This window comes from Streptomyces sp. NPDC059398, assembly GCF_042751845.1.
GTDB lineage: Bacteria > Actinomycetota > Actinomycetes > Streptomycetales > Streptomycetaceae > Streptomyces.
Genome location: NZ_JBHYWP010000055.1, coordinates 1 through 14,774 on the forward strand (window position 1 = coordinate 1; position 14,774 = coordinate 14,774).

A 14,774-nucleotide genomic window follows, 5' to 3' on the forward strand; every position below is an offset into this window, starting at 1 on the left:
CAGCCGACGAATCCACGGAAGGACAGCCGAAGCGCCAGTCAGTCCTGGGGTCAGACCGCCGAGCGGAGCCACAGCAATCATCACTGTCAGTCCTCCGCGGGACCGGCCGACGGGCTGGTCGTCAGGTTCGCCGGCCGGGGCTCCTTTTCCGGGGTCCTCACCCGACCTCCCCGGCTGCCCCGCCTGCGGGGACGAGAGACCGCTGGTATGGAATTCGACCGGGCACGGCTGGGTGGAGGTGTGCCGTGGGTGCTGGCGCCATGTTCGTGCGGGCACCGGCACCGGTTCGTCCTGGAGACGCCGTTCAACTGGAGAGGGATCTGGCAGCGGGCTCACATGAGCGATGACGGCATGCCGAACCCACATTGACCTGCGGGCCAGCCGGTTGGATGTGGCACGGGGGTGCACGGATGCTGCTGGGAGGCCGCCAGCCGGTCACCACACGTCGACGGACCAGACGTCGCCCCTCTGATGTCCGTCTGGATCTGGGTCGCTTGACCCGTGCGAGTCAAGGTCAGCGACGACTTGGATGCGGGCGGCGGACGCGGATACGCGGTAGCAGTCCATGTGACTCGACGTGTTGTGCTTGTCGAGTTCGATCGTGTGGCCCAGGGCCAGGATGGCGGTCTGCAGTTCCTTGAAGGGGACTCTGGGTGCGAATTCCCCGTATTCCCGCGAGAGCGGGGACGGCACGGTGCTCGGGGACTGGTCGTACAGCAGTCGTTGGATCTTCACGCCGAAGCCGAAGCACGACATCTGCCCTTGCCGCCCTGGCTGGTCCGGCGAGAAGTTGATTTCCACGAGCCCGTAGTCCCGCCGCAGTAGGCCACCACCGGGGACATCGAGGCATGTCGCCCCCAGCGCGGCCTCCCAGGCTTCCGGGTCGGCACCGAGGCCGACCCCCAGGACCCCACCGCAGACGGCGACGTGAGCGTAGAAGTCCAAAGCGGACACCCGTCAACTCCCTCAACTATCCGGACAGGGCACCACGTGCTGATCTCCGCACAGGACAGGCGGATCAGCGCCCAGTATTCCGTGATCGTACGGAGCAGCCGGTCAGGGCAGTCGCCCGGTGAGTCCGGCTCCGTCGTCGACATCGACGTACATCCCATCCCGGCCAACGAGACCAAGGGGGAGCCGGAGCATCAGCACATCGACTTCCGCTTCCTCTTTCACACGGAGACCGCTGATATCGGTGCGCTCCAGATCGGGGAAGTCACGGACGCGGCGTGGCTGTGCGTGGACGCTCTCGCGTCAAGGAGGCTGGTGGGAAGGGTGTCGAGCGCACTGCGCTGAATCGGGCACCGGGCCGCTCGTGGCAGGCGGGCAGGGGCAGATGGTCGTCGTTCGCGACCGGTGTGAAGTGCGCTGGGACAAGGGCCCGTTCAGTCCCCGCCCTTCATCCGGCCCCGCGTCCCGGCGCCCCCGAAGCGGGCGGGTGCGCCGCCCTCCCCGGGCGGTCCGCCGATGACGATGCCGCCGAGTACCGCGCCACCCGGGTCTCCTGGCGGGGTTCCGTAGGCCCGTACGTCCTGTTCGGCCAGGTACTGGGCCTGCCCGGCCAGGGAGTCGGCCTGGCGGGCGGCGGACAGGGCGCGGCGGGGGTCGGGGCCCGCGAGCGGGCCGGACTCCTCCAGGTGGCGCCGGGCCTCCGCAAGGCGGGTGCGGGCCTGGATGCCCACCGCGCCCCGGTGGGTGGTGAGGTAGTCGGCCGCTGCCCCGGTCGTGGAGCGCGCCGTCAGGGTGGCCGCTTCGAGGAGTTCGGCGGCTCTGCGGGGGCCCGGCCCGGGGGCGCCGCCCGCCAGGGCCCGGTCCAGCGGGGCGTCGGCATCCGTGACCCGGCGCAGCGCGTCGACCGGGTCGTAGGGCCCTGTCCGCTGCTCCTGCCGTACGCCCGCCGTGACCGTCTCCGCGCGGGCGATCCGGCCCTGGAGGTCCGCCCCCGCCGCCGCGGTGGCCACCGGCAGCGAACGGGCCTCGGCCAGGTCCGCCTCCGTCTCGGTGAGCGCGCCGGTCAGCCGGACCTCCGCCTCGGCCACCTCCCGGGCCAGCCGGTCGACCGCGTCGATGAGCGTCGCCGCCTGCCCCACCGCGCTCTCCGCCGCCCGTACGTGCACCGCGGCCCGCGCGTACTCCGCGAAGTCCACCGACTGCCGGGCCTGGTTGAGGCCGTTCGTCGCGAAGAGGAGCCGGTCCTTTGCCTGTTCGACGTTCCCGGCGACCGCAGCCGACGCGGATTCCGCGTACCGCTCACGCAGTGCGGCGAGGGTGGACGCGGCGGCCCCGGTGCGTCCCGCGACCGTCCGGAAGGCGCTCTCGGCCGTGGTCAGCGCCTGCGGGGCCTCCGTCTCCAGGGCGCGCAGCCGGTCGAAGCCCTCCGACTCCTCGTCCAGGCGCCGCCCGGCCTCCGTGCACCGGGCCCCGATCTCCTCCAGCACCTGCCGCCGGGCCGCCTCACGTTCCGGGAACGAGTCGTCCAGCTGCTGGCGGAGCCGGAACGCCGTGGCCAGCTCGGTCCTCGCGTACACCAGCGCCGCCCGGTACGGCTCCACCGCCCGGTCCCCGTACCGGGCTGCGGCGAGGTCCAGCTCCTCCGTACTCGTCCGCACCGCGTCGTCAGTCGCCACCAGCAGCTCCCCGGCCTCCGTATCGAGCTGCGCCAGGGCGATCCCCTCGGTGGCCCCGGGCGTCCAGCCCTGCTGCATCGCGCTGCCGGCCGGGGTCGTTCTGGTCCCGGCCCGCCGCCTCCTGCGGATGTACGCGTAGACCGCCAGGCCGCCGACCACGATCACCAGGGCGAGCGGGACCAGCAGAGCGCCGTTGCCCATGTCGACCTTCCGGCCGCCGGGATCGTGAGCGCCGAGCGCGTACACCCGGCCGGTCGCCTGCGCGGCCGGTGCCGGGGCCACCAGCAGGAACACCGCACCGAGCGCGGCGCCCAGAGCGGCGATGACGGCGGTGTGCGGCCGTGCGGATGGCTCGTGCGGCGTCACATGGGGGAGCGTATGACCGTCCCGGGCGGCCCGCGACCGCAGCTGCTCTGCCCGCGGACCGCGGCTACTCTGTGGGGCTTACCGTACGAGCTCGTGGGGGCACGGGGTGCAGGTACGACACTGGGGGATCCGGCGCTGGGGGATCCGAAACTGGGGGATCCGAAACTGGGGGATCCGAATACGGCGCGCGCTGGCGGGCCTGCTGATCCGGACCGCACCGCACGGCGGACGTACGCCAACAGCGCCGCGCGGCCGGGCGCACAGCCCGCTGCGGGTCCGGCTGCGGCGGGCCGGGGCGGCGGTCGCGGTGCTCCTGCTCGTTCCGGTGCTCGCCGCGGGCGTCGCCCTGCGGACCGCATACGCGGGCGACTACCGCGACGGGACCCGCACCCGCGGCCGTGACGCCCTCTGGCTCGGCCACGCTTGGGTCGACGGCCGGAAGAAGGACACCGACGTCCACGCACTCGCGGCCCGGCTGCGGGGGAGCGGTCTGCGGGACCTCTATGTGCACGCCGGGCCCCTGGAGCACGACGGAACCCTGCCGGCCGCCCGCTACGCCGGGGCGAAGTGGCTCATCGCCGCCGTACACCGCGAGCTGCCCGGGGTACGCGTCCAGGCGTGGCTCGGCGACGAGCTGGCCACCGAGAGCCCGGACGGCCTCGATCTGACGCGGGCCGCGTCCCGCAGCGCCGTCGTCGCCTCCGCGCGCCAGGTCATCGACGCGGGCTTCGAAGGGACACACTTCGACCTGGAACCGCTGCACTCGGGCGACCGCGACTATCTGGCGCTCCTCGACCGTCTGCGCACCCTCACCAGGCAGCGCGGCGTCCTGCTCTCGGTGGCCTCCCACCAGATCGACCCGCTGCCCGCCCTGCACACCGTCGCGGGCGCGCTCAGCGGGCACCCGAAGTACTGGTCGCAGAAGTACTTCGGCGAGGTGGCCCGCCGGGTCGACCAGATCGCGGTCATGTCGTACGACACCGCGCTGCCGCTGCCGAGCCTGTACGGCGGCTATGTGGCCGAGCAGACCGAGCTGGCCCTCGAAGTGGCCCCGGAATCAACCGACTTGCTGATGGGGCTGCCCTTCTACCACGAGACCAAACCCGGCCATATTGCCTCCGCCGAGACGGCCGCGGCCGCGGTGCGCGGGGTGCGGCTCGGGCTCGGCAGACAGGAGAGCGGCCGGGAGCGCTTCGGGGTCGCCCTGTATGTCGACTTCGCCGCGACGGAGGCGGACTGGACGGCGTACCGGAAGGGCTGGAACTGAACCGGGCGGCGTACCGCAAGGGCTGGAGCTGAGCGGCGCGTAACCCCTGCCCTGCGGGGGGAGCGGGGCGGCGGGCTGCGCTGCCGTCCCGCCCGGTACGGGAAAGGCGGCGCGCGCCCGTGCGAGCGCCCGCGTTGCTCCGCACGGGTGGGGTTCGGGCGGCTTCACGCCGTGGCTTCCACGGGCGGCCAGGGGCCTCCCCTTCAGTGAAGGGGTCATAGGTGTGATCAACATGAAATGCCACCAAACCCGAAGATTCGCGTTCATTCCCCGCAGGGATGGGCGGGGTCGGCCCCGGAGGTATCAGCCATGTCCCACGTCGGCGTCCCACACGGGAGAGCGAAGCGTCGCAGCGTCGCGCTCCTCGCCACCGGTGTACTCACGCTGCCCGTGCTGGCCGGGTGCGGTTCGAGTGATGACCACGGCAGCAACGCGAAGGCGGTGGGACCCGACATCGCGACGGCCTCGCGGTCCCGGATCGCCGACGGCGGCACCCTGCGCTGGGCGGTCGACGCGATGCCCGCCACCCTGAACACCTTCCAGGCCGACGCCGACGCGTCCACCTCGCGGATCGCGGGCGCGGTGCTGCCCGCGCTCTTCACGCTCGACCGCTCGGGGCGGCCGAAGCTCAACGGCGACTATCTGGAGTCGGCCAAGGTCATCAAGCAGGAGCCGAAGCAGGTCGTCCGCTACCGAATCAACCAGAAGGCGGTCTGGAGCAACGGCCGGGAGATCGGGGCTCCCGACTTCGTGGCCCAGTGGCGGGCGCTCAGCGGCAGGGACTCGGGGTTCTGGACCGCGCGCAACGCCGGGTACGACCGGATCGAGAAGATCGAGCGGGGCAAGGACGACCTGGAGGTCCAGGTCACCTTCAACAAGCCGTACGCGGACTGGCGTTCGCTCTTCACCCCGCTCTACCCGAAGGAGGTCATGAGCACCCCGGACGCCTTCAACGACGGCGCGCGCAAGAAGCTCACGGCGACCGCCGGGCCGTTCAGCATCAAGAGCGTGGACGCCGGAGAGAAGCAGACCACGCTGGTCCGCAACCCGCACTGGTGGGGGCGGCAGGCCAAGCTCGACTCGCTCGTCCTGACCGCCGTCCCGGCCGAGCGGCGCACGGCCGCCCTCACCGCGGGCTCCGTCGACCTCGCGGACGTCGACGGACCGGCCGCCGGCCGGATCACCCTCGCGGACAAGGACGGGAACAACGGGCAGCCGCTGACCCACGGCCCCGGCAGCGAGGTGCAGCCGGCCGACGCCCTGCTCAACTGGGCCGCGGCGCACGGCGCGGACGGCCCGGAGGCCCAGGAGCAGGCGAGCCGGGCCGCCGAGCAGACCCGTCAGGACCGCCAGGAGTACGCGCGGCAGCAGGCGGCCCTGCACGGCTATGTGATCCGCAAGTCCCTGGAGCCCGCCTACACCCAGCTGGCCATGAACGGCAGCTCCGGCCCGCTCGCGGACGAGCGGGTGCGCCGGGCGGTCGCCAGGGCGCTGGACCGCAAGGAGATCGCGTCCGACGTGCTGAAGCCGCTCGGGCTGCCCGCCCTGCCGCCCGGCAGCCATCTCGCGCTGGCGGGCCAGGAGGACTACGCGGACAACAGCGGCGCCATCGGCGACCACAACCCGCGCCAGGCCCAGGCGCTGCTCTCCGCCGCGGGCTGGACGGCCGAGGGCGCACGCCAGGCGGACCAGGGCACCAAGGCGGGAAGCAAGCCGGACGCGTCCGGCACGCCGTCGGGTTCGGGCAAGCCGTCCGCATCCGGCAAGCCGCAGCAGACCGCGAAGCCCGACGCCTCGGGTAAGCCGCAGGAGTCCGCCAAGCCGGAGACCTCCGCCAAGCCGGACACCTCCGCCGAGCCCGACGCGTCGAAGTCCGCTGCGGGCTCCCTCGACGACTCGAAGTCCGGGACCGCTGACGACTCGAAGTCGGGAACCGCCGCGTCCGGCGACGAGAAGCACCAGGTGGCGGGCGCGTACGCCCCCAAGGGCACCGCTGCTCCGGCCGCCGCAGCACCCGCGGCGGCGCTCGGCAAGAACGGCAAGTCGCTGACCCTGCGCTTCGTGCTCCCCTCGGGCCCCGGCTCGGAAGTGATCAACAGCGTCGGCACCAAGATCACGCAGGAACTGGACGCGGTCGGCATCCGTACCGTGGTCAGCAAGGTCGACAGTGCCGGCTACTTCAAGGACCACATCGCCTCCGGCGACTACGACCTGGCCATCTACTCCTGGCCCGCCACCGCCTACCCGGCCACCGACGCCCGGCCCATCTACGCCAAGCCGGCCGTAGCGTCCGACGGCTCCCTCATGGTCGACCAGAACTACACCCGGGTCGGCACGGACCGTATCGACCAGCTCTTCGACCGCGCCGCCGGCGAGCTCAACGAGAAGGCCGCACGGGACCTGGTGAAGCAGGCCGACGCCCATATCTGGGCCACCGCGGGATCGATTCCGCTCTATCAGCGCCCGGACCTCGTCGCCGCGAAGCGCGGTGTCGCGAACGCCGGAGCCTTCGGTTTCACCTCCCCCGTCTACCAGGACATCGGCTTCCTGAAGTCCGCCAAGAAGTCCTGAGCACCCCCGCCCAGCTGTCCCCGAGCCCCGGATCACCGCAGGTCGTAGCGGTGGCCCGGGGCTCAGCCGGGAGATGCGGCCCGACCCCTCCACTTGCCCGCCGGCCTCGTCGGCGGGCAAGCTGGTGTCCCGCGCCGCAGGCTGGCCCGCAAGACCCTCACCGCCCCCGCGCGACCCTTGTCACACCAGGGCCGGGGGCCGCTAACCCTCGCCCGGGAAGCCCCGGGCGCGCGAGCCCCGTACCATGGGACTGGCCGTGGCGCGTCCGCCCGGCGGGCGTAGCCGAGACAGACGCCGCATCCCACGAGCTGAGAGAAGCGCAAGCCACCCATGCCCACGCGCCACGACATCCGTAACGTAGCCATCGTCGCCCACGTCGACCACGGCAAGACCACCCTGGTCGACGCCATGCTCAAGCAGGCCGGCGCCTTCGCCGCGCACGCCGCCGAGCACCTCGACGACCGCATGATGGACTCGAACGACCTGGAGCGTGAGAAGGGCATCACGATCCTGGCCAAGAACACGGCCGTGAAGTACCACCCGAAGGATGGCGGCGACGTCATCACCATCAACATCATCGACACCCCCGGCCACGCCGACTTCGGCGGTGAGGTCGAGCGCGGTCTCTCGATGGTGGACGCGGTCGTCCTCCTCGTCGACGCCTCCGAGGGGCCGCTGCCGCAGACCCGCTTCGTGCTCCGCAAGGCCCTGGACGCCAAGCTGCCGGTCATCCTCTGCGTGAACAAGACGGACCGCCCGGACTCCCGGATCGACGAGATCGTCAACGAGACGTACGACCTCTTCCTCGACCTGGACGCCGACGAGGACCAGATCGAGTTCCCGATCGTCTACGCGTGCGCCCGTGACGGCGTCGCCTCGCTGACCAAGCCCGACGACGGCACCGTCCCGCAGGACAGCGACAACCTGGAGCCGTTCTTCTCCACGATCCTCTCCAGCGTCCCGGCCCCGGAGTACGACGAGGACGCCCCGCTCCAGGCGCACGTCACCAACCTCGACGCGGACAACTTCCTCGGCCGTATCGCGCTCTGCCGTGTCGAGCAGGGCGAGCTGCGCAAGGGCCAGACCGTCGCGTGGATGAAGCGCGACGGCACGATGTCCAACGTCCGCATCACCGAGCTGCTGATGACCGAGGCGCTCACCCGCAAGCCGGCCGAGAAGGCCGGCCCCGGCGACATCTGCGCCATCGCCGGTATCCCGGACATCATGATCGGCGAGACCCTGGCCGACCCGGAGAACCCGATCGCGCTGCCGCTGATCACGGTGGACGAGCCGGCCATCTCGATGACCATCGGCGCCAACACCTCGCCGCTGGTCGGCAAGGGCGGCAAGGGCCACAAGGTCACCGCCCGGCAGATCAAGGACCGTCTGGACCGCGAGCTGATCGGTAACGTCTCGCTCCGCGTCCTGGACACCGAGCGCCCCGACGCCTGGGAGGTCCAGGGCCGCGGTGAGCTGGCGCTCGCCATCCTGGTCGAGCAGATGCGCCGTGAGGGCTTCGAGCTGACCGTCGGCAAGCCCGAGGTCGTCACCAAGCAGATCGACGGCAAGACGCACGAGCCGATCGAGCGCATGACGATCGACTCGCCCGAGGAGCACCTCGGCGCCATCACGCAGCTGATGGCGACCCGCAAGGGCCGTATGGAGACCATGACGAACCACGGTTCGGGCTGGGTCCGCATGGAGTGGATCGTCCCGTCCCGCGGCCTGATCGGCTTCCGTACGGAGTTCCTCACGCAGACCCGCGGCACCGGCATCGCGCACTCCATCTTCGAGGGCCACGAGCCGTGGTTCGGTGACCTGCGCACCCGCCACAACGGTTCGCTCGTCGCGGACCGCGCGGGCGTCGTGACGCCGTTCGCGATGGTCAACCTCCAGGAGCGCGGTGTCATCTTCACCGAGGCCACCACGGAGGTCTACGAGGGCATGATCATCGGTGAGAACTCGCGCGCCGACGACATGGACGTGAACATCACCAAGGAGAAGAAGCTCACCAACATGCGTGCCGCCTCCGCGGACACCACCGAGAACGTGGTGCCGGCCAGGAAGCTGTCGCTTGAGCAGTCGCTGGAGTTCTGCCGCGACGACGAGTGCATCGAGGTGACCCCGGAGACCGTGCGGATCCGCAAGGTCGTCCTGGACCAGAAGGAGCGCGGCCGCAGCGCCTCCCGCGCCAAGCGCTGACGCCCCGCCCCGGGATCCCGCCCGGCCCCCCCCCCCCCCCCCCGGGGGGGCCGGGCGGCTGCACCCCCCGGGGGGGGGGGGGGGGGCGCCCCCCCCCCCCCCCGGGGGGGGGGGCCCGGGGCGTCTGCACGACCGGTGGGGGGCGTTGCGTGTCCGGCCTCAGCCCATCCGGTCGCCCGGTTTCCCGTACCGAAGGAAGGCGCCGGTCTCCACGGACCACGGGCCGAGCGTCACAGTGTCACCGAAGATGTACGGGGCCTTCTGCCGGTAGCGGTCGCCGCAGGGCTCGGAGTGGACCTCGATGGTCCCGGTGCGCGGATCGACGATCATGTAGAGCCCGATCCCCATGGCCGGATACTCGGCGAGCTTCTCGCCGTAGTCGTTCTCCGGGTTGGAGGGCGAGACGATCTCGATGACTGCCAGGACCTGCGTGGCATCCACGGCGAGGCCCGGTTCGTCGAGTGCTTCCTCGGGGATGACGAGGGCGTCGGGGCGCCGCATCCGGCCGATCTCGGGGTGCTCGATCTCCGGGCCGTTCTCGCAGACATATCCGGGACGGGTGGCCGGAAGCTGCTCATTGAGCTGGTTCCGGATGCGGCGCACCGTTCCCTCGTGGCGCTTCGAGGGGCTCATCATGGCGAGGAACGGCCCGCTGGGGCCGATCTCGACGTTCCAGGATCCCTCAAGGTGTTCGGCGTAGGCAGTGAGTTCCTCGGCGATCGCGCGCATCTTCGCGTAGTCCATGTACGAAGCGTAGCCAGAGCGGCACCGGGGGCTGCGCTCCCGGTGCCGCTCCCGCCCGGCCCGTGCGTCAGGAAGGCCCCCGGTACTGGTGCATCATCACCGCCGGGTCCGGGGACCAGTACGCGTGCACGGTGGCCGTCCGGGTCCAGCCGAGGCGCTCGTACAGTGCGACCGCCGAGGTGTGGGTGGTGACCACGTCCAGGAGCGGGCGCAGCCCCGACTCCCTTGCCACGCGGGTGAGTCGGCACATCAGCAGCTCGCCCATGCGGTGGCCGCGCGCGGCCGGGGAGACGTACAGCCGGTTCACCTCGCAGGTGCCCGCCTCCGCTCCCGGCGTCAGCACCGCGTGCCCGGCCACCTCGCCGTCCAGCTCGGCCACCCAGGAGCCGAGCAGACCGTCCGGCGTGATCCAGGCGGCGGGGTCGGCGGGCCAGTACAGGGGGTAGCGGTCCCGGGCGTGCACATCGGCGAGGATCCGGACACACGCGTCCAGGTCCGCGTCCTGGCGGGGGCGTATGCGAGCGGTCATCGGATCAGCGGTCATCGCAGCATCGAAACACAAACCGCTTGCGGCGCCTGAGCCCGCCCTGTTGGGTGACCGGATGGACACGGGTACCGACCGCACCGACGAGCCGGGTCCCGGGCCTTCGCCCCGCACGGCCACTCCAGGAGCAGGGGTCACGACAGCAGCCGTCGCAACGCCTCGCCTCACGCCGCACGGCGGGCGGCCCGTATCGGCGGCGGCCCGTAACAACGCCGAGTGGTGCGACGCCCTCTGCCGTACCCACGGAGTGCGCGGTGTGTTCTCGCCCGCCGCCTGGACCTGCGCCGAGCGCACCCCGCCGTACTATCCCGATGCGGTGACCCTGGCGCCCGGGGCCGACGCCGCCGCTCTGCTCGCCGCGGTCGACACCGCGGCACCCGGCTGCACGGTCAAGGACAGCTTCGCCGATCTCGATCTGACGGGGCACGGGTTCGACGTCCTCTTCGACGCCGAGTGGATCCACCGGCCGGCCACCCTGCCCGCGCCCCCGGCGCCGGAGGGCGTGCGCTGGGAGCGCGTCCGTACGGCCGAGGGGCTGGAGGAGTGGGAGCGGGCCTGGGACGGCGGGGTACGCGGGCTCTTCCTCCCCGCGCTCCTCGCCGACCGGCACACGGCGGTGCTGGCGGCCCGGCGGGGCGGGCAGTGGGTGGCCGGAGCGGTCGTCAGCGCGAGCGCCACGGCCACCGGGGTGTCCAACCTCTTCACGGTGGGGGAGTACTCCCCGGACGCGGCCTGGGACGGCTGCCTCGCGGCGATCGCGGCCCGCCGCCCCGGCCTGCCGGTGGCCGGTTACGAATCCGGCGACGACCTGAACACCGCGCTGCGCCACGGCTTCGAACCGGCGGGCCCGCTGCGCGTCTGGCTGAGAGAAGGCTGAGGCATGGGGATCCATCCGTCACCGGGCGGTACGGTCATCTTCCTGAACGGCACGTCCAGTTCGGGGAAGTCGAGCATCGCCGCCGAGCTGCTGCGGATCCTGGACGGCCGGTACTTCCACTTCCCGGTGGACGCCTTCCACGCGATGCGCTCGGAGCGGGAGATCCTGCCGCACGAGCTCCAGGACGTCATCGACAGCACCGCCCGCGGCTTCCACCGGGCCGCCGCCGGCATGGCGGCCGGCGGCAACGACATCGTGGTGGACCACGTGTTCAGCCGGAGCTGGCGGCTGGCCGACTGCGTCTCGGTGTTCGTCCCGGACGATGTCATGCTGGTCGGGGTCCGCTGCCCGCTCCTGGAGCTGGAACGGCGCGAACGGGAGCGCGGCGACCGCACCCCAGGGCTGGCGGCCATGCAGTTCGACCAGGTCCACGCGCACGGGCTCTACGACATCGAGTGCGACACCAGCGTGCTGAGCCCGCTGGAGTGCGCGGAGCGGATCAGGGACTTCCTGCCGGTCCGCCCGCGCCCTACGGCCTTCCGGCAGCTGCGCGACCGGTCGGGGGCACGGGATTAGGGTCTGCCCGCGGTCACTGCGCTGGGCGGCAGGTACGGGCCGGTCCGGTTCTCGCGTGGCCCGGCCGCTGTCATGAGGTCTGCTCCGCGCCCGCCGCCCCCGCCGCCGGGACGGGACCGGTGCCGTCGGCCTCGATCACGCCGTCGACGGGGGTGCGCAGCGGGGAGAGGTACGCGAGTCCGGCGATGGCCAGACGGAGCACCGCGCCGACCGCGATGATCAGATACATGTCGTGGAAGGCCGACTCCAGCGCGCCCGCGAGCAGCGCGGAGACCGGGATCGAGGCGAAGGCCAGCATGCGGGTGGTGGCGACCACCCGGCCGAGCAGCTCCCGGGGAACGATCTTCTGGCGCAGGGTGAACCAGGCCACCGGGTTGATGGAGCCCAGCGCGTACAGCAGCCCCCAGACCACCCCGATGGCGAACGCGCCGCGCAGCGGGATCAGCAGCAGGGTGCCGAGACCGGCCAGCGCCGTGGTGCTGATCAGGATCCGGCCGGGCGGGAACCTCTGCACCAGGCGGCCCGCCACCGCCGCTCCGAGCACCGCACCGACCCCCTGGGCGGCCAGCACCACACCGATCACCTGCGGGCTCAGATGCCGGTAAGTGGTCAGATAGAAGACGAAGTTCGCCTGGATCAGCCAGATCGCGAAGTTGGTCCCGGTGAACATCAGCGAGCCCGCGGCAAGCACCCGGTTGCGCCGGAACACGTACCGCAGGGCCACCCGGATGTCCTGGACGAAGGTGGCGCCGCGCTGCGGCTGCCGTCCGCCGTCGGTCGCGGTGTGCCGGATCAGCAGGATGGCGCCGGCCGAGACGACGAACGTCGCCGCGTTGACGTAGATGGTCGTCTCGTAGCCGAGGAACATCACCAGACCGCCCGCCGCGGCCGGCCCGATCATGCTCATGATGTTGTCGCCGGACTGCATCCAGCTGTTGGCCGGGCCGAGCCGGTCGGCGGGCACGATCTCCGGCAGGAAGCTCTGGAACGCCGGGTGGTAGACCGGCTCCACACAGGCCAGCAGGAACGCCGTGAGGTAGATGGGCCACAGTGCGTGGCTGCCCGCCGAGACCACCAGGGCGAGCGCGGTGGCGATCACGGCCGCGGTGAGGTCACCGAAGATGAGCAGCCTGCGCCGGTCGAAGCGGTCCGCGAACACCCCGCCGGGCAGGGAGAGCAGCAGGAAGGGGATGTACTCGATGGCGTAGACCGCGCCCGTACTGAGCGCCGAACCGGTGAGTTTGAGCACCAGCAGGGGCAGGGCGAGGCGGTAGAGCCAGTTGCCCAGTGAGGACGTGATGTAGGCAGTCAGCAGGGTGTAGTAACGACTTCCCACAGGCGCTTCTCCAGAGAGTCCGTGATGAATCGGCGCCGATGCGCGGGGGGTTGAGCGAGGTCCGAGTGAGGTCCGAGCTGGTTCCGGGCGGGTTCCGGGCCAATTCCGGGGCCGGTTCGGGGTCGGTTCCGGTCCGGTTCCGGGCAGGGAAGCCGGGTCCCGTCCGCAGCTGTGGACGGCGGGGGCCGTGGAACACCCTATAGATCTCCGGGTGCCGGGATACGGCGAAAGCATCCGATTCCGGCCACCGGTCCAGCAGGGGCGAGGCGGGGGCCAGGGCGGCGGAGGCAGGGACAGCGGCAGGGGCCCGCAGTCGGTGCCGTCCGGCCCCGGTCCTGCGGAGTTCAGCTGGACACGGCCCGGCCGGCCGCCATCGCTGCGGACGGGCCCGCCGCGGGACCGCACACCGGGCAGTCGCTCTGCCGTTCCCAGCGCTCGCTCTCGCCCATGGCGTAGTCCGCGAACCGCAGTTCCATCAGCCGCCCGGCGGCCACCGGCGGGGCGATACCCGTGACCAGCCTGGTCAGTTCGCCGATCAGGAAGCCGGTGGTCATCGTGACCAGCGGGCAGAACGCCGCGTTGTCGCCGCCGATCTGCCGCTCCCGCTTCTCCTCCAGCAGCTGCCCTGCGACCTCGTCGGCCGCGAAGGTCTGGCGCCGCCAGCACTCGATGCAGCCGGTGCGGCCCGGCAGCATGGTGTAGTAGACGGCGCGCTGGGTTTCGAGACCGCCGGTGATCAGCGGCACCCCGGTACGTACACAGGCTTCGTTCACCCAGTTCGCGATCTCCATCTTGGGCCGGTCCGCGACGGAGATGACCACATCCGACCCCTCCAGTACGCCCAGGACGTCCTCGACGGAGCCGATCTTGAGGTCGACCGGTTCGATGTCGATGTGCGGGTTGAACTCCTTCACCCGCTCGACGGCGAGGGGCAGCTTCCGCTCCCCGATGTCGCCCTCCCGGTACAGGATCTGCCGGTTGAGGTTCGACAGCTCCACCCGGTCGAACTCCACCGCGCGCACATGCCCGATCCCCATCGCGGCCATGTCCAGCAGGATGTGCGAGCCCAGTCCGCCCAGGCCGAGCAGCGTGACCCGGCAGTCGCGGAGCTTGCGCTGCTGGTCGTACTTGTTGTCGTCCATCCGTGCGAACGAGCCGAAGAAGTTGATGTTCCGTTCCCAGCGCTTCAGTTCATGCGCTTCGAGTACACCGTCCGCGGTCTGCCGGGCGTCCAGCAGGAACTGCGCCTCGTCGAACTGGGCCACTGCCTCGTCGACGTCCTGGCGTGAGACCTCGGGGAAGTCGGTGGCCAGCGCCCGGTGCACCTCGTCCGTGGTACGCGTACCGTCCAGCAGCTCAAGGAGGCGGCGGACGGCGCCGGTCGGGTCGGCGATCTCGGTCACCTCGCCGTAGCCGCCGATGAAGACCGTGTCACCCGAGCCGAAGGTGGGCGAGGTGTGCTTGAGCTGGGGCCTGCGTGTCTCGGCGGGGGGCATCGTCGTCTTCCTTCCGCGATACTGATGTGTGGGCCGGCCGGGGAGACCCGGACCGCCCGATGGACCTCCGCGGGGGGGGGGGGGTGGGGGCCCCCCCCCCCGCGCACACAGGGGGTGTGGTGCGGGGGGGCCGCCCCGCCGCGCGCCCCGCCCAGGGGCGCGGGGCGC

12 protein-coding genes are annotated in these 14,774 nt (G+C 71.7%); 6 read left to right on the plus strand and 6 right to left on the minus strand.

Annotated elements, in window-relative coordinates; all coding sequences use genetic code 11:
• Positions 1 to 435: 435 nt before the first annotated feature.
• Positions 436 to 954, minus strand: coding sequence for a hypothetical protein (locus ACFXBC_RS20170; RefSeq protein WP_385025847.1), 519 nt, complete (start codon positions 952 to 954; stop codon positions 436 to 438).
• Positions 955 to 990: 36 nt separating this feature from the next.
• Here ACFXBC_RS20170 and ACFXBC_RS20175 point away from each other — a divergent pair, with 36 nt between their 5' ends.
• On the plus strand, positions 991 to 1,296 hold the full coding sequence (locus ACFXBC_RS20175; RefSeq protein WP_385025849.1) for a hypothetical protein: 306 nt from the start codon (positions 991 to 993) through the stop codon (positions 1,294 to 1,296).
• Positions 1,297 to 1,385: 89 nt separating this feature from the next.
• Here the strand turns inward: ACFXBC_RS20175 and ACFXBC_RS20180 are convergent, their stop codons facing one another.
• Complete coding sequence (locus ACFXBC_RS20180; RefSeq protein WP_385025852.1) at positions 1,386 to 2,993, minus strand: TPM domain-containing protein; 1,608 nt, start codon at positions 2,991 to 2,993, stop codon at positions 1,386 to 1,388.
• 268 nt (positions 2,994 to 3,261) lie between these two features.
• Here ACFXBC_RS20180 and ACFXBC_RS20185 point away from each other — a divergent pair, with 268 nt between their 5' ends.
• The 3 genes from ACFXBC_RS20185 (at position 3,262) to typA (ending at position 9,033) form a co-directional block, all read left to right on the plus strand.
• The gene (locus ACFXBC_RS20185) at positions 3,262 to 4,260 is read left to right on the plus strand and encodes a hypothetical protein (RefSeq protein WP_385025974.1); all 999 of its coding nucleotides are present in this window, start codon (positions 3,262 to 3,264) and stop codon (positions 4,258 to 4,260) included.
• Between the two features lie 309 nt (positions 4,261 to 4,569).
• Positions 4,570 to 6,831 carry an ABC transporter substrate-binding protein gene (locus ACFXBC_RS20190; protein ID WP_385025855.1) on the plus strand — a complete coding sequence of 754 codons (2,262 nt, stop codon included), beginning with the start codon at positions 4,570 to 4,572 and terminating at the stop codon, positions 6,829 to 6,831.
• Positions 6,832 to 7,161: 330 nt separating this feature from the next.
• Complete coding sequence (gene typA, locus ACFXBC_RS20195; RefSeq protein WP_385025858.1) at positions 7,162 to 9,033, plus strand: translational GTPase TypA; 1,872 nt, start codon at positions 7,162 to 7,164, stop codon at positions 9,031 to 9,033.
• Positions 9,034 to 9,192: 159 nt separating this feature from the next.
• Here typA and ACFXBC_RS20200 read toward each other — a convergent pair whose 3' ends face one another.
• On the minus strand, positions 9,193 to 9,777 hold the full coding sequence (locus ACFXBC_RS20200) for a Uma2 family endonuclease (protein ID WP_385025861.1): 585 nt from the start codon (positions 9,775 to 9,777) through the stop codon (positions 9,193 to 9,195).
• Positions 9,778 to 9,844: 67 nt separating this feature from the next.
• Complete coding sequence (locus tag ACFXBC_RS20205) at positions 9,845 to 10,306, minus strand: GNAT family N-acetyltransferase (RefSeq protein WP_385025864.1); 462 nt, start codon at positions 10,304 to 10,306, stop codon at positions 9,845 to 9,847.
• Positions 10,307 to 10,379: 73 nt separating this feature from the next.
• Between ACFXBC_RS20205 and ACFXBC_RS20210 the strand changes: the two genes are divergently transcribed.
• Both ACFXBC_RS20210 and ACFXBC_RS20215 read left to right on the plus strand, forming a co-directional pair.
• Positions 10,380 to 11,198 carry a hypothetical protein gene (locus tag ACFXBC_RS20210; protein ID WP_385025866.1) on the plus strand — a complete coding sequence of 273 codons (819 nt, stop codon included), beginning with the start codon at positions 10,380 to 10,382 and terminating at the stop codon, positions 11,196 to 11,198.
• Between the two features lie 3 nt (positions 11,199 to 11,201).
• A complete protein-coding gene (locus ACFXBC_RS20215) occupies positions 11,202 to 11,774 on the plus strand; it encodes a chloramphenicol phosphotransferase CPT family protein (protein WP_385025869.1) in 573 nt (190 codons plus the stop codon).
• A gap of 70 nt (positions 11,775 to 11,844) precedes the next feature.
• Here the strand turns inward: ACFXBC_RS20215 and ACFXBC_RS20220 are convergent, their stop codons facing one another.
• Positions 11,845 to 13,110, minus strand: a complete 1,266-nt coding sequence (locus tag ACFXBC_RS20220; RefSeq protein WP_385025872.1) for an MFS transporter — start codon at positions 13,108 to 13,110, stop codon at positions 11,845 to 11,847.
• 344 nt (positions 13,111 to 13,454) lie between these two features.
• Positions 13,455 to 14,606: a ThiF family adenylyltransferase gene (locus tag ACFXBC_RS20225; protein ID WP_385025875.1), complete on the minus strand. Its 1,152-nt coding sequence runs from the start codon at positions 14,604 to 14,606 to the stop codon at positions 13,455 to 13,457.
• Positions 14,607 to 14,774: the final 168 nt, after the last annotated feature.

Coding starts and splice junctions, on each gene's coding strand:
- typA (WP_385025858.1), top strand. CDS start 7,162: ATGCCCACGCGCCACGACATCCGTAACGTAGCCATCGTCGCCCACGTC.
- ACFXBC_RS20215 (WP_385025869.1), top strand. CDS start 11,202: ATGGGGATCCATCCGTCACCGGGCGGTACGGTCATCTTCCTGAACGGC.
- ACFXBC_RS20190 (WP_385025855.1), top strand. CDS start 4,570: ATGTCCCACGTCGGCGTCCCACACGGGAGAGCGAAGCGTCGCAGCGTC.
- ACFXBC_RS20205 (WP_385025864.1), bottom strand. CDS start 10,306: ATGACCGCTCGCATACGCCCCCGCCAGGACGCGGACCTGGACGCGTGT.
- ACFXBC_RS20210 (WP_385025866.1), top strand. CDS start 10,380: ATGGACACGGGTACCGACCGCACCGACGAGCCGGGTCCCGGGCCTTCG.
- ACFXBC_RS20200 (WP_385025861.1), bottom strand. CDS start 9,777: ATGGACTACGCGAAGATGCGCGCGATCGCCGAGGAACTCACTGCCTAC.
- ACFXBC_RS20225 (WP_385025875.1), bottom strand. CDS start 14,606: ATGCCCCCCGCCGAGACACGCAGGCCCCAGCTCAAGCACACCTCGCCC.